Source organism: Pseudoduganella aquatica (genome assembly GCF_009857595.1).
Taxonomy (GTDB): Bacteria; Pseudomonadota; Gammaproteobacteria; order Burkholderiales; family Burkholderiaceae_D; genus Rugamonas; species Rugamonas aquatica_A.
Window position 1 is genome coordinate 32,237 of record NZ_WWCU01000011.1, and the last position, 22,420, is coordinate 54,656.

Sequence of the window (22,420 nt, forward strand, 5' to 3'; positions counted from 1 at the left end):
TATTATTTGGCAACCAGCCCGGGCCGGGCAAACAACGTTAGAGGAACAGCTCCTCGCGCGTGACGGTGGCCGTGCCCAGCTTGCCGACCACGATGCCGCCGGCGCGGTTGGCGGTCTGCACCGCCTCGTTCCAGCCCGCGCCCGCGCCCAGCATGGCGGCCATGGTGGCGATCACCGTGTCGCCCGCGCCGGACACGTCGAACACTTCGCGCGCGTCGGCCGGCATGTGGAAGCGCTCCTGTGCCGTGTACAGCGTCATGCCCTCTTCCGAGCGGGTCAGCAGCAGCGCGTCCAGCTTCAGTTCGCTGCGCAGCTTCTGCGCCTTCTCCGTGAGCTGCTCCTCGCTGCTCCAGCCGCCGGCTATGTGGCGGAACTCGGACTTGTTCGGGGTCAGCACGGTGGCGCCGGCGTAGCGCGCGAAGTCGTCGCCTTTCGGGTCGACCATCACCACCTTGCCGGCCGCGCGGCCCGCCGCCACCATGTCGGCCACGTTGACCAGGCTGCCCTTGGCGTAGTCGGACAGGATGATGACGTCGTAGTCGGCCAGCAGGGCCTTGTATTGCATCAGCTTGTTGCGCAGCACGGTGTCGCTGGGCGGCTCCTCGAAGTCGATGCGCAGCATCTGCTGCTGGCGGCCGATCACGCGCAGCTTGATGATGGTGGAGATGGCTTCGTCGCGCTTGAGGTAGCTGTGGATGCCGCCGCTGTGCAGCAGCTGCTCCACCTGGTCGCCCGCCTCGTCGGCGCCGACCACGCCCAGCAGGCCGGCATGCGCGCCCAGCGCGGCCGCGTTGCGCGCCACGTTGGCCGCGCCGCCCAGGCGCGCTTCGCGCTTGTCCACGCGCACGATGGGCACCGGCGCTTCCGGCGAAATGCGGCTCACGTCGCCGAACCAGTAGCGGTCCAGCATCACGTCGCCGACCACGAGGATGCGCACTTTGTCGAGCGCGGGGGCTTGGAAGGTGGTAACGGAAGTACTCATGGCGGTCTCTCAGGGTCGGCGGTGCGCTCGGATCGGCGGGTTACGGCTGCGCCTAACCCGCCCTACGGCCACGCACATGGGCGGCATCGTAGGGCGGGTTAGCGCAGCGTAAGCCGCCGGCGCATCAATTCATTACGTTCAGTTCTTCCGTGCGGCGCGGCGGGTAGGATTCCCACTTGCTGCAGCCCGGGCAGTGCCAATAATACTGGCGCGCCTTGAAGCCGCAATGGCCGCACTGGTAGCGGGCCAGCTTCTGGGTGTAGCCATGCACCAGGCCCTTGACCATGGACAGCTCGGACAGCAGCTCGGGCGGCGCGTCCATCATGCGCGCTTCCAGCAGCTTGTCCAGGCCCAGCAGGGTCGGCGTGCGGCGCAGCTCGTCGCTCACCAGCTGCTTGGCCGCGCTCACGCCGTCCAGTTCGATCACGGCCTTGAACACCACTTCCAGCAAATCGATGGACGAAGCCTGCTCCAGGTAGGACTTGAGCAGCGACACGCCTTCCTGCGCCCGGCCCACTTTCTTGTAGCCGTCCATCAGGCGCTGCGCCACCAGGGCCACGTGCGGCACGCTTTGCTGCTCCACGCGGCGCCAGGTGTTGAGCGCCGCTTCCACGTCGCCCTGCATCAGCTGCGCGTCGCCCACCAGGATGGTGGCGCGCACGCTGGTGCGGTCGGCCTGCAGCGCCTGCTCCAGCAGCTGCATCGCCTCGTCCGGATGGATGTGGACCAGCGCGTCCTGCGCCATTTCGCAGTAGAACTGCGCGATTTCCTTCTGGCGCACGCCGGCGCCCGCGTCCTGCAGGCCGGTCGCCACTTCAATCGCGCGCGGCCACTCCTTCTCGCGCTGGAAAATCTCCAGCAGCGAGCGGCGCGCCTGCACGCCGTAGGAGCTGTCCACCAGGCGCTTGAAGGTTTCCTCGGCGCGGTCCAGCAGGCCGGCCTTCAGGTAGTCCATGCCCAGCTCGTATTCGGCGTGCGCCTTCTGCTCGGCCGGCAGGTCCGGGCGCGACAGCAGGTTCTGGTGCACGCGGATGGCGCGCTCGGTCTCGCCGCGGCGGCGGAACAGATTGCCCAGCGCGAAGTGCATATCGGCCGTTTCCGGGTCCAGGCGCACGATCTCGATAAAGGCGTCGATGGCCTTGTCGGGCTGGTCGTTGAGCAGGAAGTTCAGGCCCTTGAAATAGCCGCGCGGCAGCGTGCGCGACTCGGACACCAGCTGGCGGATGTCCACCCGCGCGGCGACCCAGCCCAGGCCGAAGAAAATGGGCATGCCCAATAACCACCAGAGTTCGAATTCCATACTTTTCTTAGGCTTATTGCTGCGTGTTGATACTGTCCGGCTGCGGCTGGGCGTTGACCTGCAGCGCCGAGGTTTGCAGCGTTTGGATGGTGGATTTTTGTTTGGTCGCTTCGCGCCGGTGGCGGAAAACGGTAGGGGTGAGCGCGAGCACGCCGAGGAAGGCGCCGGCGGCAAAGAAGCCGAGCAGCATCAGCACCAGGGGGCCGCGTAATTCGTAGTTCAGGAACAGGACCAGATTCACTTCCTGGGTGTTCTTCAGCGCGAAGCCGAAAAACAGCACAAACAGGATAAAACCAAAAACAGTGGAAACAATTTTCATTCGTCAGCTTCCCGTTTCAAAAAAAAACGGCATCCAGGGACGCCGCTCTTTTACATCAGCCGGAACAGGCTTGCACCCGCCCCGGCTACCGTCATGTAGACGCTTCAGTCCTCGATGATGGGCTGGCCCACCATCGCGTCGACACGCTCGCGCAACTGCTTGCCCGGCTTGAAGTGCGGCACCCGTTTTTCGGGCACCATCACCTTGTCGCCGGACTTCGGATTGCGGCCGATGCGGGGCGGCCTGCTATTCAAAGCAAAGCTGCCGAAGCCGCGGATCTCGATGCGCTGGCCGCTCGCAAGCGCGCCGGTCATTGCATCGAGTATCGTCTTGACGGCGTACTCCGCATCCTTGGCCACCAGCTGAGAATAGCGCTCAGCCAGGCGGTTGATCAACTCGGACTTGGTCATCTACGTTACTGACGTTCTTAGTTCTTGTTGTCGAACTTAGCTTTCAGCAGTGCGCCCAGGCTGGTGGTGCCCGAAGCGGCGCTGCTGTCAACCGATGCCATCTTCTGCATGGCTTCTGCAGTTTCAGCATTGTCTTTAGCTTTGATCGACAGCTGGATCGAACGTGCTTTACGGTCGATGTTGATGACCAGCGCTTCAACAGCGTCGCCAACCTTCAGGTGGGTACCGGCATCTTCCACGCGGTCGCGGGAGATTTCGGATGCACGCAGGTAGCCTTCAACTTCTTCGGACAGCTGGATCACGGCGCCTTTAGGCTCAACCGATTTAACGGTACCGTTAACCATCGAACCTTTGTCGTTCATGGCTGCGAAGTTGTTGAATGGGTCGCCTTCCAGTTGCTTCACGCCCAGGGAAACGCGCTCGCGCTCAACGTCGATAGCCAGAACCACGGCTTCCAGTTCGTCGCCTTTCTTGAACTTGCGCACGGCTTCTTCGCCGGACTCGGTCCACGACAGGTCGGACAGGTGCACCAGGCCGTCGATGTTGCCAGCCAGACCGATGAACACGCCGAAGTCGGTGATCGACTTGATGGCGCCACGGACTTTATCGCCCTTCTTGTGGGTTACGCCGAAGTCATCCCATGGATTTGCTTTGCACTGTTTCATGCCCAGCGAAATACGGCGACGCTCTTCGTCGATCTCCAGAACCATCACTTCTACTTCGTCGCCCAGCTGGACAACTTTGTTAGGAGCAACGTTCTTGTTGGTCCAGTCCATTTCGGAAACGTGAACCAGGCCTTCGATGCCTTGTTCAACTTCAACGAACGCGCCGTAGTCGGTCAGGTTCGTTACTTTACCGAACAGGCGGGTGCCTTGTGGGTAACGACGGGACAGACCGGTCCAAGGATCGTCGCCCAGCTGTTTCACGCCCAGGGACACGCGGTTCTTTTCCTGATCGTACTTCAGGACTTTCGCGGTGATCTCTTGGCCAACGGTCAGCACTTCCGATGGGTGACGCACACGACGCCATGCCAGGTCGGTGATGTGCAGCAGGCCGTCGATGCCGCCCAGGTCCACGAACGCGCCGTAGTCGGTGATGTTTTTCACAACGCCGGTCACCACGGTGCCTTCTTTCAGCGTTTCCATCAGTTTCTGACGCTCTTCGCCCATCGAAGCTTCGATGACGGCGCGGCGGGACAGAACGACGTTGTTACGCTTGCGGTCCAGTTTGATCACTTTGAATTCGAGGGTCTTGCCTTCGAATGGGGTGGTGTCTTTGACAGGACGGGTGTCCACCAGCGAACCTGGCAGGAACGCGCGGATGCCGTTGGTCAGAACGGTCAGGCCGCCCTTGACTTTGCCATTGACGGTACCGACGACGATTTCGCCGGATTCCATTGCTTTTTCCAGTGCCAGCCACGAAGCCAGACGCTTGGCTTTGTCGCGCGACAGGATGGTATCGCCGAAACCGTTTTCCAGCGATTCGATGGCCACGGAAACGAAGTCGCCTACTTTGACTTCCAGTTCGCCTTGGTCATTCTTGAATTCTTCAACAGGGATGAAAGCTTCCGATTTCAGGCCGGCGTTTACGATCACAAAGTTGTGATCCAGACGAACGACTTCAGCGGAGATCACTTCGCCGGAACGCATGTCCTGACGGGACAGGGATTCCTCAAAGAGGGCTGCGAAACTTTCCATATTAGACATAGTACTTCCAGGTCAGCCAGTAAGGCCCGCGATATGCGGCTTCAACTGGGTTAGGGTTAATAAAACACAACAATTACTTTGCTGCGGCGGCATACCACTGCAACACCTGCGCCACCGCCTCATCGACGGCCATACGCGAGGTATCGAGCACATGCGCTCCCTCCGCGGGGACCAGCGGCGCGATGGCCCGGTTCGTATCCCGGTCATCCCTTGCCTTCAAATCCATCAGGAGGTCTTCCATATTAGCAGAAAATCCCTTAGCTATCAATTGCTTATATCGGCGTTCGGCGCGCGCTTCCACGCTGGCGGTCAAAAACACCTTCAACTGGGCGCCGGGGAAGATCACCGTGCCCATATCGCGCCCGTCGGCCACCAGGCCCGGCGTCTTGCGGAAACCCAGCTGCAGGCCGTACAGCGCCTGGCGCACCGAGGGGAAAGCGGCGATTTTCGAGGCCGTGTTGCCCACCTCTTCCTGCCGGATCGCGTCGGTGACGTTTTCATGCGACAAAAACACCGCCTCCCCGGTAAAACTGATGTTCAGGTGCTCGGCCAGCTTGGCCAGCGCGTGTTCATCCGTCAGGCTGGTGTCGCGGCGGATAGCCTGCAGCGCGGTCAAACGGTAGAGCGCGCCCGAGTCCAGCAGGTGGAAGCCGAGGTGGTCGGCAACCTTGTGTGCGACGGTGCCCTTGCCGGATGCGGTGGGGCCGTCAATGGTGATGACTGGAATATGGGAGGTGGACATGTTTTATTTGGCAATGGCGGCGAAGGCGTCGAAATAGTCGGGGAAAGTCTTGGCCACGCATTTAGGGTCGTTAATCCGTACATTATTGCCTCGACGCAATGCGCCGTCCAGCGCGACCAGCGAGAAGCACATGGCCATGCGGTGGTCGTCGTAGGTGTCGATGGCGGCGGAACCGATGGCGGCGGGCGGCGTCACCTTCAGGTAATCCGCGCCCTCCTCCACCACGGCGCCCAGCTTGCGCAGCTCGGTGGCCATGGCGGCGATGCGGTCGGTTTCCTTCACGCGCCAGCTGGCGATATTGCGCAGCGTGGTGGTGCCGTCCGCATACAGCGCGGCCACGGCGATGGTCATGGCGGCGTCCGGAATATGGTTGAAGTCCATGTCCACGGCCTTCAGCGGGCCATTGGACTTGGCTTCGATCCAGTTGTCGCCCATGGTGATCTGCACGCCCATCTGCTCCAGCGCCTCGGCAAAGCGCACGTCGCCCTGGATGGAATCGCGTCCCACGCCTTCCACGCGCACCGGGCCGCCGGCAATGGCGCCCGCCGCCAGGAAGTAGGAAGCGGACGAGGCGTCGCCCTCCACGTGGATCAGGCCCGGGCTCTTGTAGCGCTGGCCGGCCTGCACGGTGAAGGACGCCCAGCCGTCCTGCTCCACCGTCACGCCGAAGCGGCGCATCAGGTTCAGCGTGATCTGGATGTAAGGCTTGGAAATCAGTTCGCCAACGACATCGATGGTGACGGCGTGGCCTTGCGCCATCAGCGGCGCCACCATCAGCAGCGCGGTGAGGAACTGGCTGGACACGTCGCCGCGCACCGACAGGCGCTGCGCCGTCAGATTGCCCTTGCGGATGTGCAGCGGCGGATAGCCGGGATTGCCCGTGTATTCAATCTGCGCGCCGATGGCGTTCAGCGCGTCCACCAGGTCGCCGATCGGGCGCTCGTGCATGCGCGGCACGCCGTGCAGCTTGTAGTCGCCGCCGATCACGGCCAGCGCGGCCGTCAGCGGACGGATGGCGGTGCCGGCGTTGCCCATGAACAGATCGGCCGAGGGCGCAAAGTGCACGCCGCCCACGCCGCCTCCGCCGGCCACGGTGTGCATGGGGTAGCCGTCCATGGTGGGCTGCGCTTCCCAGCGCACGCCCAGCTCGCGTAAGGCGTTCAGCATGACGTGCGTGTCGTCCGACGCGAGCAGGCCGCCGATGCGGGTTTCGCCTTCCGCCAGCGCAGCGAGCAGCAGGATGCGGTTGGAGATGGATTTCGAACCCGGCAGGCGCACCACGCCTTCAACGTGGGCGACCGTCGCCAGATCGATGTGTTCGGGATAGTTTTGCTGCGTCATACCAGTCCTTTTGCTTACTCAGCTTTGTCTTGTGCGGGCGGCGCCTCGGCCGCCTCGATCGTCGCAATCCAGCGCTGGCGGGCTTGCTGGGCATTGCCGTACACCGCCTCGAGGGCGGCGCCGTTGCCGGCGGCAAGCTGCGCGCGCAGCGTGGTCAATTGTGCCAGATAGGCGTCCAGCTCCGTCAGCAGCGCGGCCTGGTTGGCCAGGCTGATGTCGCGCCACATTTCCGGCGACGAGCCCGCGATGCGGGTGAAGTCGCGGAAGCCGCTGGCGGCGTACTGGAACAGCAGATCGGCGTGCGGCTTGTGGGCGATGTCGTCCACCAGTGCGTAAGCCAGCAAATGGGGCAAATGGCTGACGGCGGCGAACACCTTGTCGTGTTCTTCCGGCGAGAGGCGATGGATCACAGCGCCGCAGGCACGCCAGGCGGCGGCCACCAGCTCCACGTCCGCTTCGGCGTTTTCGGCCAGCGGCGTGAGCACTACTTTCTTGCCTTGATACAGATGCGGAATGGCCGCTTCCGGGCCATTCGTTTCGCGCCCCGCGATGGGGTGGCCGGGCACGAAGCGTCCCAGCTTGTCGCCCAGCACGGCGCGCGCGGCGGCGGCCACGTCGCCCTTGGTGCTGCCCGCGTCGGTGACCACGGTGCGCGGCCCCAGGTGCGGCAGCAGCGCGGCCAGGATGTTGGCGGTCTGCGCCACCGGCGCGGCCAGCAGCACCAGGTCCGCGTCCTGGAGCGCCACGGCCAGGTCGCCGCCGATTTCGTCGATGATGCCCAGCTCCAGCGCACGTTGCAGCGATGCCGGCGAACGGTCCATGCCGACAATGCTGCGCACGGCGCCGGCCTGTTTCAGCGCCCGCGCAAACGAACCGCCTATCAAGCCGACGCCGAAGATAACGATCTTATTCACGGTCCGACGCCAGCGCTTTCTGCAAAGCCGAGATCAGGATGGCGTTTTCCTGCGGCAGGCCGATGGAAATGCGCAGCCACTCGGGCAGGCCGTAGTTGCCCACCGGGCGCACGATCACGCCCTGCTTGAGCAGCGCCAGGTTGACGCGCGCGCCGGCGGCCAGGTCCTTGCCCACTTTGACCAGCACGAAGTTGCCAAAGGACGGCACGTACTCCAGGCCCATCTGCTGGAACGCTTCCACGAACTGCTGGTAGCCGGCGGCGTTGTTGCGCGCGCCCTGCTCCAGGAAGTCCTTGTCGTTCAGCGCGGCGATGGCGGCCGCTTGCGCCAGCGAGTTCACGTTGAACGGCTGGCGAATGCGGTTCATCAGGTCCGTCAGCGCAGGCTGGGCGATGGCGAAGCCCACGCGCAGGCCGGCCAGGCCGTAAGCCTTGGAGAAGGTGCGCGACACCAGCAGGTTGGGATACTGCTTGACCCACGCTGCGGACTCGTACTGGTTTTCCGGCGACAGGTATTCGTTGTAGGCCTCGTCCAGCACCACCACCACGTTGGCCGGAACCTTCTTCAGGAAGGCTTCGATTTCGGCGGCGCCGATGAAGGTGCCGGTGGGGTTGTTCGGGTTGGCGATGAAGACCAGGCGGGTGTCCGCGTCGATGGCGGCAGCCATGGCGTCCAGGTCATGGCCGTAGTCCTTGGCCGGCACCACGATGGCGCGCGCGCCCAGGCCTTGCGTGGCCAGCGCGTACACCGCGAAGGAGTACTGCGAATAAACGATGGCCTGGCCCTTTTCCACGAAGGCGTGGGCGGCGATTTCCAGGATGTCGTTGCTGCCGTTGCCCAGGGTGATCCAGTCGGCCGGCACGTCGTAGCGCTCGGACAGCGCGGCCTTCAGCTCGAAGCCGTTGGCGTCCGGGTAGCGGCCCAGGTCCGCGGCGGCGGCAGCCATCGCGGTCTTGGCCGATTCCGGCACGCCGTACGGGTTTTCGTTGGAGGCCAGTTTGACGATGGACGCTTCGTCCAGGCCAAACTCGCGCGCCACTTCGGAAATGGGTTTGCCAGCCTGGTATGGGGCGATGGCGCGGACGTATTCAGGACCGAAATTCTTGGACATAGGATTCTCAATAATTGAATTAAGTAAGGCTGACCGGGTAAGAGCCCAGCACCTTGAAGAATGCAGCCTGGTCTTTCAGTTCGGCCAGGGCTTTGCCGACGGCGGCGTCGTTCACATGGCCGTCCACGTCAACGTAGAAGTAGTACTCCCAGGTGCCGATGCGCGCCGGGCGCGATTCGAAACGGGTCATGGACACGCCATGCTTGGCCAGCGGCGCGAGCAGCTGGTACACGGCGCCGGCCTTGTTCGGCACGGCCAGCACCAGCGAGGTGTGGTCTTTCCCGGACGGCAGCGTTTGCAGATGGCCGATGACGGCGAAGCGCGTGCGGTTGTGCGGGTCGTCCTGGATATGGCCTTTGACCACGCCCAGCTTGTACTGCGTGCCCGCCATTTCGCTGGCGATGGCCGCCACGCTGGCGTCGTCGCCGGCCATGCGCGCCGCTTCCGCGTTGGAGGCCACGGCGCGGCGTTCGATGTTGGGATAGTTCTGGTTCAGCCACACCTGGCACTGCGCCAGCGCCTGCGAATGCGCGCAGATCACCTGCACGCCGTCCATATTGCCGGTCTTGGTCATCAGGCTGTGGTGCACCGCGATGGCCACTTCGCCGCTGATCAGCGTGGTCGTGCCCAGCATGAGGTCCAGCGTGCGGTTGATGGCGCCTTCGGACGAGTTCTCCACCGGCACCACGCCGAAATCGGCGGTGCCGGCCTCGGTGGCGCGGAACACTTCGTCGATGGATGCGCAAGGCAGGCCTTCGACGGCGCTGCCGAACTGCTGGTACACAGCCTGTTCGCTGAAGGTGCCGACCGGGCCGAGATAGGCCACGGTGACGCGCTTTTCCAGCGCGCGGCAAGCGGACATGATTTCGCGGAAGATGGTCTGCACGTCGGTGGCGACCATGGGGCCGGGGTTGCGGTCGGCCACGCCGCGCAGCACCTGGGCTTCGCGTTCAGGACGGAACACCGGCGCGTTGGTTTCGGCCTTCACGTGGCCGACTTCCTGCGCCACTTTGGCGCGCTGGTTCAGTAAGGCGAGGATCTGCGCGTCGATCGCGTCGATCTGCTCGCGCAGGGGTTTCAGTTTATCTGTCATGTTCTGCAGCCAGAGGGTGGGTTTGGCCTTAGCGGCCCGCAAATTCGTTCAGGTAATCGACCAGGGCTTGTACGCCCTCGATAGGCATCGCGTTGTAGATCGATGCACGCATACCGCCGACGGACTTGTGGCCCTTCAGTTGCAGCAGGCCGCGCGCTTTGGCGCCGGCCAGGAATGCTTCATTCTTGCTTTCGTCGCGCAGGTAGAACGGTACGTTCATGCGCGAGCGGTATTGGGGCAGGACGCGATTCTGGTAGAAGTCGTCCGCATCCAGCGCGGCGTACAGCAGCGCTGCTTTTTCTTTGTTGCGGCGTTCCATCTCGGCCACGCCGCCTTGTTTTTTCAGCCACTGGAACACCAGGCCGGCAATGTAGATGCCATAGGTGGGCGGCGTGTTGTACATCGATTCGTTGTCGGCCACGTTCTTGAAGTCGAAGGCGGACGGGCAGAAAGGCAGCGCCTTGCCCAGCAGGTCCTCGCGCACGATGACCACGGTCACGCCGGCCGGGCCGATGTTCTTCTGCGCGCCGCCGAAGATCAGGCCGTACTTGGCCACGTCCACGGGACGGGACAGGATGTGCGAGGACATGTCGGCCACCAGGGTGGTGTCGCCCTGCGCGGTGGGCACGAAGTCGATCTCCACGCCGTCGATGGTCTCGTTGGTGCACAGGTGCAGATAGGCCGCGCCGGGCGTGAGCTTCCACTCGGACTGCGGCGGCACGAAGGTGTAGCCGTTGTCCTTGGCGCTGGCGGCAACGTTCACCTTGGCGTAGCGCGCCGCTTCCTTGATGGATTTGCTGGACCAGGAGCCGGTCTGCACGAAGTCGATGGTGCTATCGGCGCCGGCGACGAGGTTCATCGGGACCACGGCGTTCTGCGACAGCCCGCCGCCCTGCATGAACAGGATCTTGTAGTTGTCCGGCACCGCCAGCAGTTCGCGCAGGTCGCGCTCGGCGGCGCGGTAGATCGAAATGAACTCCGGGCCGCGATGGCTCATTTCCATGACGGACATTCCACTGCCGTTCCAGTCCAGCATTTCAGCAGCGGCCTGGGCCAGCACTTCTTTCGGCAAAACGGCTGGGCCGGCGGAGAAATTGTAGATATTCGTCACGTTCTTTCCTTAGTTGACCAGGTTGGCGGTCATTTCCTCAACGATTTTCCCCATGCGCGGCAAGATGATTTTCTGGCTGGTCTGCATGGATTCCTGCATCACCTTCGGCATCGTGGCCAGCATCTTGGCGCCGATCGGGCTGCGGTAGAAGGCCAGCAGTTCGCGCATCTCATCGACCGTGTAGTTGCGGGCGTAGATGGCGGTGGTTTCGCGTTCCAGTTCATCGAACAGCGCCGGGTCGGCAAAAAACTTCTGCAGGGAGGCCGTCATGGCCGGGATCATTTTTTCCAGCTCGGCCTGGGCTGCGGCCTTCTTGGCCGGGGTCATGCCCCTGGCACGGGTTTCAATCATGCCGCCGCTCATGGCGCGCAGCATTTGCGGCATCTGCGCCGTCATCTGCTGCATCGACGCCTGCATCAGGCCGCGCGCGTTGATCGCCTCCATCAGCTGCTTGGCGGCGGCGGTGGATTCCGCACTGGGGACGGCGTTCTGCGCCATGGCAGGCGCGCAGGAAAGCGCCAGAGCGGCGGCTAGCAGGGCAACGATTTTTTTCAATTTGTCTCTCTCGAATGTAAAAACGGGGCCAGTGTCATTGTCGCATTAATTGCGCAAACGACCCTGGCCCCGCCGTGGCGGGTTACGGCCTCCGGCCTAACCCGCCCTACGCACCATCACGAACCAAGTCGCGCGATGCAGGCGTAGGGCGGGTTAGCGTAGCGTAACCCGCCTGTGCGCGCCGCAAAGCTTACTCGGGCGCCGCCTCCGGTTCGTCCGGCGCGGCCGGCGCTTCCGCCACATTGCCGCCGGATGGTTCCAGCTCCACCTCGTCGATGTCCGTTTCCACGATGCGCTGCAGGCCGGACAGCTTGGTGCCGTCTTCCACCGCGATCAGGGTCACGCCTTGCGTGGCGCGGCCCATTTCGCGGATCTCCGCCACGCGGGTGCGGATCAGCACACCGCCGGTGGTGATCAGCATGATCTCGTCGGTCGGCTCAACCAGCGTCGCGGCGACCACCTTGCCGTTGCGCTCCGAGGTCTGGATGGCGATCATGCCCTTGGTGCCGCGGCCGTGGCGGGTGTACTCGGTGATCGGAGTACGCTTGCCGTAGCCGTTCTCGGTGGCCGTCAGCACGGACTGCTGCTCGTTCTCGGCCACCAGCAGGGCGATCACGTTCTGGCCTTCTTCCAGGTTCATGCCGCGCACGCCGCGCGCCGTGCGGCCCATGGGACGCACGTCGTTCTCGTCGAAGCGCACCGCCTTGCCGGCGTCGGAGAACAGCATCACGTCGTGCTGGCCGTCGGTCAGCGCGGCGCCGATCAGGAAGTCGCCCTCGTCCAGGTCCACGGCGATAATGCCGGCCTTGCGCGGGTTGCTGAAGTCCTTCAGCGGGGTTTTCTTCACGGTGCCCAGGCTGGTGGACATGAAGACGTAATGGTCCTCCGGGAAGGTGCGGTTTTCGCCCGACAGCGGCAGCACCACGGTGATCTTCTCGTCGTCCTGCAGCGGGAACATGTTCACAATCGGCTTGCCGCGCGAGGCGCGCGAGCCCTGCGGCACTTCCCATACCTTGAGCCAGTACATGCGGCCACGGTTGGAGAAGCACAGGATGTAGTCGTGCGTGTTGGCGATGAACAGCTGGTCGATCCAGTCCTCGTCCTTGGTCGCCATGGCCTGCTTGCCGCGTCCGCCGCGCTTCTGCGCGCGGTACTCGGAAATCGGCTGCGACTTCATATAGCCCAGGTGCGACAAGGTCACGACCATGTCCTGCGGCGTGATCAGGTCTTCCGTGCCCAGGTCGGTGGCGTTGTGCTCGATGGTGGAGCGGCGCGCGTCATTGCTGCCGTATTCCAGCTGGGCGGCGGTCATTTCGTCGGTGATGATGGTGGTCACGCGGGCCGGCTTGGACAGGATGTCCAGCAGGTCGGCGATCAGCGCCATCACGTCCTTGTATTCGTTGACGATCTTGTCCTGTTCCAGGCCGGTCAGGCGCTGCAGGCGCATCTGCAAGATTTCCTGCGCCTGGTCGTCGGACAGCTTGTACAGGCCGTCCGGCTGCAGGCCGTAGTGCTTGGGCAGGTGCTCGGGACGGAAGGCTTCCATGCCCGCCTGGCCTTCGTCGCCGGTGCGGGCCAGCATTTCGCGCACGATGGACGAATCCCAGCCGCGCTCCATCAGCGCGGTCTTCGCGACCGGCGGCGTCGGCGCGGCCTTGATGATGGCGATGAAGTCGTCGATATTGGCCAGCGCAACGGCCAGGCCTTCCAGCACGTGGCCGCGTTCGCGCGCCTTGCGCAGTTCGAACACGGTGCGGCGCGTGACCACTTCGCGGCGGTGCGACAGGAAGCACGCCAGCATTTCTTTCAGGTTCAGCAGCTTGGGCTGGCCGTCGACCAGGGCCACCATATTCATGCCGAAGGTGTCTTGCAGCTGGGTCTGCTTGTACAGATTGTTCAGCACCACTTCCGGCACTTCGCCGCGCTTCAGCTCGATGACCACGCGCATGCCCGACTTGTCGGACTCGTCGCGGATGTCGGAAATGCCTTCCAGCTTCTTGTCGCGCACGTTTTCGGCGATGCGTTCCAGCAGGGACTTCTTGTTGACCTGGTAAGGCAGCTCGTCAACGATGATGGCGGTGCGGCCGCCGTCCTTGCCGTATTCCTCGTAGTGGGTCTTGGCGCGCATCACCACGCGGCCACGGCCGGTGCGGTAGCCGTCGCGCACGCCGGACACGCCGTAGATGATGCCGGCGGTCGGGAAGTCCGGCGCAGGAATCAGCTCGATCAGCTCGTCGATGGTGCAGTCCGGGTTGCGCAGCACGTGCAGCGCGCCGTTGATCACCTCGGTCAGGTTGTGCGGCGGGATGTTGGTCGCCATACCCACCGCGATACCGGACGAACCGTTGATCAGCAGGTTGGGAATGCGGGTCGGCAGGACGGTCGGCTCTTTTTCCTTGCCGTCGTAGTTGGGCGCGAAATCGACCGTGTCCTTGTCGATGTCGGCCAGCATTTCGCCGGCGATCTTGTCCAGGCGGCACTCGGTGTAACGCATTGCCGCGGCGTTGTCGCCGTCGACCGAGCCGAAGTTGCCCTGGCCGTCCACCAGCATGTAGCGCAGCGAGAAGTCCTGCGCCATGCGCACCAGCGTGTCGTAAATCGAGGCGTCGCCGTGCGGGTGGTATTTACCCATGACTTCACCGACCACGCGCGCGCACTTGACGTAAGGGCGGTTCCAGACATTGTTCAGTTCGTGCATCCCGAACAGGACCCGGCGGTGTACCGGCTTCAGGCCGTCGCGCGCATCCGGCAAGGCTCGGCCCACGATCACGCTCATGGCGTAGTCGAGGTAGCTCTTGCGCATCTCTTCTTCGAGGGAAATAGGGATTGTTTCTTTTGCGAATTGATCCATGTGTGGGTCGTCTGTTCTTAACTGAGGTTGACTTATCTGTTACGCACGCTGCCGTACACCCGTTGTCCGCAGACAAGCGCACGATTTTAGCATGCGCGTCATGGCTACTGCGCAATTCCGGCGCCGGGGCCTGCCGCGACCGCCGCGAGACCGGGACCGGCGATGTCACGGAGCTGAAACAATGAAACGTTATTATTTCGCCCAGCGTTGCGCAAAAACAACATTTTGGTCAATTGCGGCCCGGATTCAATTTGCGCCATTAGTATTCCATTTCCATCCCTATGGCAAAATGGACTAGAAGTTAATTGCCTGTTTCGCAATCGGGAACCCGCGCGACAGAGGGGCATATGGTAGGATGCGCCCCATGCACCAACGTCGCGCAGTTTTTCTGCGGATATCACCCCGAAAGGAAGAAAAAATATGAATAAAATTATTGCATCGATTTTTGCTGCGTCGGCAGTGATCGCTGGATCCGCCGTGGCCCAGCAGCCAACCACCCCGCCTTTCGCCCCCGTAACCCAGGACATCAAGGCCGCCACTCCGAAGAGCGCTTATGTACAGGATGCACGCGGCATTATCGCCCGCGACCCGTTCGGCCTGTGCTGGCGCACCGGCTACTGGACCCCGGCTGACGCCGTGCCAGGTTGCGATCTGCCAATCTGCGTTGAGCCAGAGAAACTGGAGAACGGCAAATGCGTAGCACCGCCGCCGCCACCAGCACCGGCCCCCGCCCCGGCTCCTGCACCAGCCCCTGCGCCAGCACCGGCTCCGGCGCCGACCTCGGAAAAAGTCAGCTTCGCAGCGGACGCCTTCTTCGACTTCGACAAAGCCGTGCTGAAGCCTGAAGGCAAAGCCAAGCTGGACGACCTGAGCTCGAAACTGGGCGCGATCAACCTGGAAGTCATCATCGCCGTAGGCCACACCGACTCCGTCGGCAGCGATGAATACAACCAGAAGCTGTCGGTACGCCGTTCGGAAGCCGTGAAAGCCTATCTGATCTCCAAAGGCGTTGAAGCGAACCGCGTCTACACCGAAGGCAAAGGCGAGAAGCAGCCAGTGGACGACAACAAGACCGCCGCCGGCCGCGCTAAAAACCGCCGCGTGGAAATCGAAGTTGTGGGTACCCGCAGCACCAAGTAATACGCAGCACGCGCATGCATTAAACGCGCGCGAATAGCACCATTCAAGCCGCCCGGTTCATGCCGGGCGGCTTTTTTTTGCCATGCAAAATGCGGCGTTGTAAATTTGTACTCACCCCAATTTGTTGTTGACTCGACATCGGCGTTGCAGGACGATTCTTTCCTGTTGGACAATCGCTGAAGTGAGAGAACAGGGGTTAAGCATGATTAACCGCGCTTGGCTTTTCGGCGGCATTGCTGCCGCACAGTGTCTCAACTGCCTGGCCCAAACGGTGCCGGACGCAGGCCGGCTGGACGACCGCAACCGCCCGCCGCCCCCCTCCCCCCCGCCCTCCGCACCGCGCGTGGTGCTCAATCCCGCCGCGCAGCCGGGCCAGCCCGCGCTCACCGAAGGCAGCCTGATGGTGAAAGGTTTCCGCTTCAGCGGCGACCTGGACGGCATTGCGCCGGCCACGCTGGCCAGCCTGACCGCCGGCGACGGCGGCCGCGTGATGGCGCTGAGTGAACTGCACACCGTGGCCGACAAGGTCGAGCGCCATCTGCAGTCCGACCTGGGCCTGGTGGTGGCCAAGGCCTGGGTGCCGCTGCAGGACGTGCAGGACGGCATGGTGGAAATTCGCATCCTGCAGGGCACGGTGGAGGAGCTCAAGCTGTCGGCCGCGCCCGGCCAGCTGTCCGTGCCGTCGGGCGCGCTGGCGCCGGCCCGCATGCTGCTGCCGCCCGGCTCGGCCATCAGCCGCGCCAGGCTGGAGGAAGCGGTGTACCGCATGTCCGACTACGTGGGCACGCCGGTGCGCGCGTTGCTGCTGCCGGCCGCCGCCCTGGGCCGCTACGACATCCAGTTTGAACTGGAAGCGGCCGGGCGCGTGAGCGGCAGCGTGAGCGTGGACAACACCGGCAACCGCTACACCAGCCAGTGGCACGACACGGTGAACCTGAAAGTGGCCAACCTGACCGGCCACGCCGACCAGCTGCAGCTGACCGGCCAGCTGCTGACCGACAAGCAGCGCAGCCTGCGCGCCCACTACCAGCATCCGCTGCCGGGCGACTACCGCATCGGCCTGAGCGGGCAAGTGTCGCGCTACGAACTGGGCGGCGCCTTCGAGCCGCTGGACGCGCACGGCCGCACCACCCTGTTCGGCGTGGACCTGCAGCGCGCGCTGGCGCGTTCGCGCGCCTACAACCTGTACGCCAGCGCCGAGGTGCTGCGCCGCAAGCTGACCAATCACCAGCTGGGCGCGCTCACCAGCGAGCACACGGTCAACGAACTGAACCTGGGCCTGCGCACCGACTGGACCAGCGGCACGGCCTTCAACTACGGCTGGGTGACGCTGACCGGCGGCAACGTCAAGCTGGACGGCGCGGCGCTGGACGCCGTCAGCGACCATCTCGGCCCCGACCTGCGCGGCGGCTTCGGCAAGCTGGCCTTCGGCTACACGCGCAGCCAGCCGGTGGCCAAGGACGGCAGCTTCGTGGCCAATCTGTCCGGCCAGCTGGCCAGCAAAAACCTGGACTCGTCGGAAACTTTCCTGCTGGGCGGCATGGGCGCCGTGCGCGCCTACCCCAGCGGCGAAACAGCGGGCGACCAGAGCCTGGTGGCGCAGCTGGAGTACCACCAGCAGTTCGGCCAGGCGCTGCGCGGCTTTGCCTTCTACGACATGGGCTGGATCAAGGTGCGCAAGCACCCGTGGCCAAGCTTTGTGGGCGACAACAGCTTTACGCTGAAAGGCGCGGGCCTGGGCGTGGCCTGGCAGCCGGCCAGCCGGGTCGAGCTGTCGCTGATCGCGGCGCGCAAGCTGGGCCACAACCCGGTGGCCGACCCGCTGACCGGCAACGACAGCGATGGCCGCTCGTCGCGCTTCCGAGTGTGGGCGTTCGCGATTTTCCGGTTCTAGCGGCGGCTTACGCGCTCCGCGCTAAGCCGCCCTACGAGGATACACGCCGTCGCTGGGTCATTCTTAACTTGCCGTTGTGGGGTGCTGATCATGTCCATGCCGCAATTCCCTCTCAAACAGACCGTGCTGTGCTGCCTGCTGGCCCTGGCCGCCATGGAACGCGCAGCGGCCCAGGCCGCGCCGGGCGCCCTGCCCACCGGCGGCAATGTGGCCGCCGGCCAGGCCGCCATCAGCCAGAACGCGGCCACCATGCAGGTGCGCCAGAGCAGCCAGCAAGCCATTATCGACTGGCAGAGTTACAACATCGGGCGCGACGCCAGCGTGCAGTACATCCAGCCGAATGCCAGCGCCAGCACGCTGAACCGCGTACTGAACGGCAGCAGCGAGATCGCCGGCCGGCTCAGCAGCAACGGCCGGGTGTTCCTGCTGAACGCGAACGGCGTGACCTTCACGCCCACGGCGCGGGTGGACGTGGGCAGCCTGGGCGTGGCGGCGGGCAGCGCCAGCAATGAGTCCTGGCTGGCGGGCGCGGCCGAGGTGCGCAACAGCGGCAGCGTGGTCAACCAGGGCGAGATCCGCGCGGCCGACGGCGGCAGCGTGGCGCTCACCGGGCTGGCGGTGCGCAACAGCGGCAGCATCACCGCGCCGCGCGGCGCCATCGCGCTGGCGGCGGGCGACGCGGTGCGGCTGAACATCACATCCGACGGCCTGATCCAGGCGCAGGTGACGGGCGCGGCGGCGCAGGCGCTGGTCGACAACAGCGGCCTGCTCGACAGCGAAAGCGGGCGCATTGCGCTGGCGGCCAGCACGGCGGCGGGCACGGCGGGCGGGCTGGTGGCCAACACCGGCATCATCCGCGCCAGCGGCGTGGTCCACAACGGCGGCATCGTGTCGCTCACCGGCGGCGAGGTGCAGGCCGGCGGCAGCATTGCGGCCGCGTCCGCCCAGGGCGACGGCGGCAAGGTGGACGTGTTCGGCGATATGCAAAACGGCAGCGTGCGCTTTACCGGCAGCATAGACGCCAGCGCGGGCGGCGGCGGCAGCGGCGGCGCGGTGGAAACCTCGGCCGCCAGCGTCAAGGTGGGCGACGGCGCGCGCGTCAACACCCTGTCGGCCGGCGGCAAGGCCGGCAGCTGGCTGATCGATCCGCAGGACTTCACCATCGGCACGGCGGCCGGCGACGACATCAGCGGCGCCACCGTATCGGCCAACCTGGCCAGCACCAGCCTGGACATCCAGAGCGCCAGCGGCTCGCGCAACGGCACCGGCACCATCTACATCAACAACCCCATCAGCTGGAGCTCCAACAACACGCTGGGCCTGCTGGCCGAGGGCGGCATCGTGTTCGGCGCGGGCGGCCAGAACGGCCTGACGGCCAGCGGCAACACGGCCGGGCTGGTGATGCGCTACGCCACCGATTACGTCCTCAACGGCAACAAGATTACGCTGTCCGGCACCGCGCCGTCGGTCACCGTCAACGACGTCAGCTATGTGGTGATGAACACCAACAGCACGGCGGCCCTGAACACCATGCTGCGCACCCAGCCCAACCGCGCCTTCGCGCTCACCAGCGACATCGACGCCAGCGCCACCGCGCTGCTGGACGGCGGCCAGGGCTGGGTGCCGGTGGGCGACGCCACCACCCCGTTCAGCGGCCTGATGGCAGGCTTCGGCCACACCATCGACAAGCTCAACATCAACCGCCCCGCCAGCAGCGATATGGGCTTGTTCGGCGTGCTGAGCGGGCAGGTGCGCGACCTGGCGCTGACCGGCGTCACCATCAACGGGCTGAGCAACGTGGGCGGCATCGCCGGCACCCTGAGCGGCAGCCTGAACGGCGTCAGCGTGGCCGGCACCGTGCGCGGCGCCAGCAATGTGGGCGGCCTGGCCGGCAGCGCGCAGAACGCGTCCCAGATCCGCGACAGCTACAGCCAGGCCAATGTGGCGGGCAACAATGTGACCGCCGCCACCCGCTACACCATTAACGCCCTGGCCGGCAATCTGCAAAGCACGCCGGTCAACAGCTATTACGACGTGGACGCGGTGCAGGTCAACGGCGCGGCGCGCCTGGGCACGGGCGGCCTTTACCACGCCCAGTTCCAGGACTGGCTCACGCACGGAAAAACGCTGAGCATCGCCAACTACGCCGCCTCGCTGCCTTTCGACACGCTGCTGGGCGCCTACCTGATCAGCGATGTGCAGGGCCTGCGCGACCTGCTCGGCTTCGCGCAGCAGTCCAGCCTGAAATTCCGGCTGGGCGCCAGCCTCGACCTGAGCGCCTCGCCCGGGCTCTACCTGCCAGCCTTTGCCGGCCAGCTGGACGGCGCCGGCCGCAGCATACGCGGCCTGAACGTGGACGCTGCGGGCGCCGGTGGCCTGGTGGGCGTCAACAGCGGCACCCTGACCGGCCTGAGCATTGAAAACGCCACCATCGCCGGCAGCGTCAACGCAGGCGGGCTGGCCGGCGTGAACAACGGCACCATCAGCAACTCCCAGGTCGTCACCAGCACCGTGGGCGGCGGCAGCGGCGCCAACGGCGGCGTGGCCGGCCTGAACACGGGCGTCGTGCGCGACAGCGCCAGCAGCGCCAGCGTGTCCGCCCCGGCCACGGCGGCGGCGGGCGGCCTGGTGGGCGTGAACAGCGGCCAGGTCATCAACAGCTACGCCTACGGCAGCGTGCAGGGCGGCGCCAGCACGGGCGGGCTGATCGGCTCGGGCGCGGCCAGCGGCGTGAGCAGCAGCTACTGGGACACGCAAAAGTCCGGCCAGGCCGCCAGCGCCGGCGGCGGCAGCGGCAAGACCACCGCGGAGCTGGCGCAACAGGCCACCTATGTGGGCTGGGACTTTACCGGCGTCTGGCGCACCAGCAGCGCCGGCCCGGTGCTGCGCGTCATCTCGCCGCAAGCCATCGTGCTGACCATCGCCGCCAACAGCCTGACGCGCGTGTACGGCAGCCGCGTTACGCCGCTGGAACTGTCCGTGACGCCGACCGGCCTGGCCGACGGCGACACGCTGGCCTCGTTGGGCGGCACGCTGAGCTACTCCGGCACCTGGCAGACCGGCACCAATGTGGGCGTGTACAGCGTGATCCCCGGCGGGCTCACCTCCAGCAAATACGACATCGTGTTCGTCAACGGCACGCTGACCGTGACCAAGGCCGACCTGACGCTGGCCGCCGTCAACCTGAGCAAGGTGTATGGCGCGGCCGACCCCACGCTGCGCTTCACGGCCAGCGGCCTGAAGTACAACGACACCGTGGCCGTGGTCAGCGGCGCCACCCTGAGCGCGCCCACCGGCGCCACCGCCGTGGCCGGCAGCCACGCCATCAGCATCAACATCACCAATGCGGTGGCGGACAATTACACCATCCGCAGCGCCACCGGCGGCACGCTGACGGTGAGCAAGGCCAACCTGGTGCTCAACGCCAACAACGCCAGCACCGTGTACGGCGTGAACCCGTCCCTGACTTTCGGCGCCACCGGCCTGCTGTACAGCGACACGGCCGCCGTGGTGAGCGGCGTGAACTTCGCCACCACCACCGGCGCGGCGGCCAAGGTGGGCACCTACCCGATCAGCATCAGCGGCGGCACGGCGGCCAACTACAACATCACCGGCTACGGCGCGCCGGCCACGCTGACCGTGGGCAAGGCCACGCTGACGGTGCGCGCCGACGACAAATTCAAGCTGCTGGCCGATCCCGACCCCACCCTGACCTACAGCGTGCAAGGCCTGGTCTACAACGACACGCGCGACCTGGTGACCGGCGTGAGCCTGAGCACGCCGGCCGGCGCCGGCTCGGCCGTGGGCAGCTACGTCATCACCGCCGCCGGCGGCGCGGCGGGCGACAACTATATTGTGCGCACCGCGAACGGCGCGCTGGTGGTGTCCGCGCCGCCGCCGCCCGCGCCGATCGAGCCGCCGGTGTCCACCCGCGCGCTGGAGACCGTGACGGTGGTGACGCCGCCCGCGCCGATGCAGGCCGAGCCGGAGAAACCGGCCGCCATCGCCGGCGGCACGGTCAGCGCCCAGCGCAAGGAACTGTTTGCGCCGGCCAACCAGCTGATCACCAGCAATCCCAACATCGCCCGCCTGCCGGACTGCGGCGCCAACAACGAGGGCGAATGCATCGCCCAGCCGCGCGTGCCGGTGCAGGCGCGCATCGACACCGATGGCCAGGCCGCGCCGGCGGCCCAGATCCGGCGCAAGCTGGCCCTGGTGATCGGCAACCAGCAGTACGGCTCGCCGCTCACCAGCCTGGAGGGCGCTGGCCAGGACGCCGAGGCCATCGGCGACGTGCTGAAAAAACAAGGCTACGAGGTGTCCGGCCTGAGCAACGCGACGCGGCTGGACATGGTCAACGCCATGAACAAGCTGATCAAGGATGCCGAAGGCGCGGACAGCGTGATGGTGTTCTACGCCGGGCACGGCCACATCCACCCTGGCTCCTCGGTGGGCTACTGGATCCCGGCCGACGGCCGCATCGACAACCCGCGCGGCTGGTTGTCCAATATCGACATCGCCCGCTTCCTGGCCAATATTCCGGCGCGCCAGGTGCTGCTGGTGTCCGACAGCTGCTTCTCGGGCGCGCTGACGCGCGAAACCGGCGCCGCCGGCGCGGGCAGCACGCTGAGCCGCAACGCCATCCTGAACCGGCGCTCGGTGGTGGCCATGACCTCGGGCGGCGAGGAAGTGGTGGCCGACAGCGCCTTCGAGGGGCACTCGCCGTTCACCTACTACCTCTTGGCCGAGCTCGACAAGAACACCGAGCAGCCCGCCAAGACGGTGCTGGAACGGGTGCGCGAGCAGGTGCGCAAGAGCGCCGAGCAGTCGCCCGCCTACGGCGCCATCGTCTCCTCGGGCCACGTCAGCGGCGGCGAATACCTGCTCAACCCTGCCAAATAGCCGCACGGTCGGGCGGCCGGGCCGGCCCCCGCCCCGCTTTTCGCGGATT

At 65.3% G+C, this 22,420-nt stretch carries 16 protein-coding genes; 3 read left to right on the forward strand and 13 right to left on the reverse strand.

Annotation, left to right across the window (positions count from 1 at the left end):
• Positions 1–37: 37 nt before the first annotated feature.
• The 13 genes from rfaE1 to gyrA form a co-directional block, all read right to left on the reverse strand.
• Positions 38–982, reverse strand: a complete 945-nt coding sequence (gene rfaE1 / locus GTP77_RS11860) for a D-glycero-beta-D-manno-heptose-7-phosphate kinase (RefSeq protein WP_161072373.1) — start codon at positions 980–982, stop codon at positions 38–40.
• Between the two features lie 124 nt (positions 983–1,106).
• On the reverse strand, positions 1,107–2,282 hold the full coding sequence (gene lapB / locus GTP77_RS11865; RefSeq protein ID WP_161072374.1) for a lipopolysaccharide assembly protein LapB: 1,176 nt from the start codon (positions 2,280–2,282) through the stop codon (positions 1,107–1,109).
• A 13-nt stretch (positions 2,283–2,295) separates the two neighbouring features.
• Positions 2,296–2,601, reverse strand: a complete 306-nt coding sequence (locus tag GTP77_RS11870) for a LapA family protein (RefSeq protein ID WP_107877036.1) — start codon at positions 2,599–2,601, stop codon at positions 2,296–2,298.
• Positions 2,602–2,705: 104 nt separating this feature from the next.
• Entirely contained in the window at positions 2,706–3,011 is a 306-nt protein-coding gene (locus tag GTP77_RS11875; protein WP_050408958.1) for an integration host factor subunit beta, read from the reverse strand.
• Positions 3,012–3,028: 17 nt separating this feature from the next.
• Positions 3,029–4,708 (reverse strand): 30S ribosomal protein S1, encoded by a 1,680-nt coding sequence (rpsA, locus tag GTP77_RS11880; protein ID WP_161072484.1) that lies wholly within the window; start codon positions 4,706–4,708, stop codon positions 3,029–3,031.
• 82 nt (positions 4,709–4,790) lie between these two features.
• Positions 4,791–5,459: a (d)CMP kinase gene (gene cmk / locus GTP77_RS11885; protein WP_161072375.1), complete on the reverse strand. Its 669-nt coding sequence runs from the start codon at positions 5,457–5,459 to the stop codon at positions 4,791–4,793.
• A 3-nt stretch (positions 5,460–5,462) separates the two neighbouring features.
• Positions 5,463–6,800: a 3-phosphoshikimate 1-carboxyvinyltransferase gene (gene aroA / locus GTP77_RS11890; RefSeq protein ID WP_161072376.1), complete on the reverse strand. Its 1,338-nt coding sequence runs from the start codon at positions 6,798–6,800 to the stop codon at positions 5,463–5,465.
• Between the two features lie 14 nt (positions 6,801–6,814).
• Complete coding sequence (locus GTP77_RS11895; protein WP_161072377.1) at positions 6,815–7,714, reverse strand: prephenate dehydrogenase; 900 nt, start codon at positions 7,712–7,714, stop codon at positions 6,815–6,817.
• Complete coding sequence (gene hisC, locus GTP77_RS11900) at positions 7,707–8,825, reverse strand: histidinol-phosphate transaminase (protein WP_161072378.1); 1,119 nt, start codon at positions 8,823–8,825, stop codon at positions 7,707–7,709. Before hisC ends, GTP77_RS11895 begins: the two co-directional genes overlap by 8 nt.
• Before the next feature lie 19 nt (positions 8,826–8,844).
• Positions 8,845–9,918, reverse strand: a complete 1,074-nt coding sequence (pheA, locus tag GTP77_RS11905; RefSeq protein ID WP_161072379.1) for a prephenate dehydratase — start codon at positions 9,916–9,918, stop codon at positions 8,845–8,847.
• 28 nt (positions 9,919–9,946) lie between these two features.
• Entirely contained in the window at positions 9,947–11,029 is a 1,083-nt protein-coding gene (serC, locus tag GTP77_RS11910) for a 3-phosphoserine/phosphohydroxythreonine transaminase (RefSeq protein WP_161072380.1), read from the reverse strand.
• A 9-nt stretch (positions 11,030–11,038) separates the two neighbouring features.
• Positions 11,039–11,584 (reverse strand): DUF2059 domain-containing protein, encoded by a 546-nt coding sequence (locus GTP77_RS11915; RefSeq protein WP_161072381.1) that lies wholly within the window; start codon positions 11,582–11,584, stop codon positions 11,039–11,041.
• Between the two features lie 190 nt (positions 11,585–11,774).
• Positions 11,775–14,435, reverse strand: a complete 2,661-nt coding sequence (gyrA, locus tag GTP77_RS11920) for a DNA gyrase subunit A (RefSeq protein ID WP_161072382.1) — start codon at positions 14,433–14,435, stop codon at positions 11,775–11,777.
• Positions 14,436–14,855: 420 nt separating this feature from the next.
• On the opposite strand from gyrA, the gene ompA reads away from it, so the two are divergent.
• The 3 genes from ompA to GTP77_RS11935 all read left to right on the forward strand — a co-directional run bounded on the left by ompA (position 14,856) and on the right by GTP77_RS11935 (position 22,371).
• Complete coding sequence (gene ompA, locus GTP77_RS11925) at positions 14,856–15,575, forward strand: outer membrane protein OmpA (RefSeq protein ID WP_161072383.1); 720 nt, start codon at positions 14,856–14,858, stop codon at positions 15,573–15,575.
• A gap of 202 nt (positions 15,576–15,777) precedes the next feature.
• On the forward strand, positions 15,778–17,469 hold the full coding sequence (locus tag GTP77_RS11930) for a ShlB/FhaC/HecB family hemolysin secretion/activation protein (RefSeq protein ID WP_161072384.1): 1,692 nt from the start codon (positions 15,778–15,780) through the stop codon (positions 17,467–17,469).
• A gap of 96 nt (positions 17,470–17,565) precedes the next feature.
• Positions 17,566–22,371, forward strand: coding sequence for an MBG domain-containing protein (locus GTP77_RS11935; RefSeq protein ID WP_161072385.1), 4,806 nt, complete (start codon positions 17,566–17,568; stop codon positions 22,369–22,371).
• Positions 22,372–22,420: the final 49 nt, after the last annotated feature.

Bases quoted from the DNA above. Each gene is read 5' to 3' on its own strand.
- GTP77_RS11870 (WP_107877036.1), bottom strand. From the start codon at position 2,601: ATGAAAATTGTTTCCACTGTTTTTGGTTTTATCCTGTTTGTGCTGTTT.
- gyrA (WP_161072382.1), bottom strand. From the start codon at position 14,435: ATGGATCAATTCGCAAAAGAAACAATCCCTATTTCCCTCGAAGAAGAG.
- aroA (WP_161072376.1), bottom strand. From the start codon at position 6,800: ATGACGCAGCAAAACTATCCCGAACACATCGATCTGGCGACGGTCGCC.
- hisC (WP_161072378.1), bottom strand. From the start codon at position 8,825: ATGTCCAAGAATTTCGGTCCTGAATACGTCCGCGCCATCGCCCCATAC.
- pheA (WP_161072379.1), bottom strand. From the start codon at position 9,918: ATGACAGATAAACTGAAACCCCTGCGCGAGCAGATCGACGCGATCGAC.
- ompA (WP_161072383.1), top strand. From the start codon at position 14,856: ATGAATAAAATTATTGCATCGATTTTTGCTGCGTCGGCAGTGATCGCT.
- GTP77_RS11875 (WP_050408958.1), bottom strand. From the start codon at position 3,011: ATGACCAAGTCCGAGTTGATCAACCGCCTGGCTGAGCGCTATTCTCAG.
- rpsA (WP_161072484.1), bottom strand. From the start codon at position 4,708: ATGGAAAGTTTCGCAGCCCTCTTTGAGGAATCCCTGTCCCGTCAGGAC.
- lapB (WP_161072374.1), bottom strand. From the start codon at position 2,282: ATGGAATTCGAACTCTGGTGGTTATTGGGCATGCCCATTTTCTTCGGC.
- GTP77_RS11930 (WP_161072384.1), top strand. From the start codon at position 15,778: ATGATTAACCGCGCTTGGCTTTTCGGCGGCATTGCTGCCGCACAGTGT.
- GTP77_RS11935 (WP_161072385.1), top strand. From the start codon at position 17,566: ATGCCGCAATTCCCTCTCAAACAGACCGTGCTGTGCTGCCTGCTGGCC.
- cmk (WP_161072375.1), bottom strand. From the start codon at position 5,459: ATGTCCACCTCCCATATTCCAGTCATCACCATTGACGGCCCCACCGCA.
- rfaE1 (WP_161072373.1), bottom strand. From the start codon at position 982: ATGAGTACTTCCGTTACCACCTTCCAAGCCCCCGCGCTCGACAAAGTG.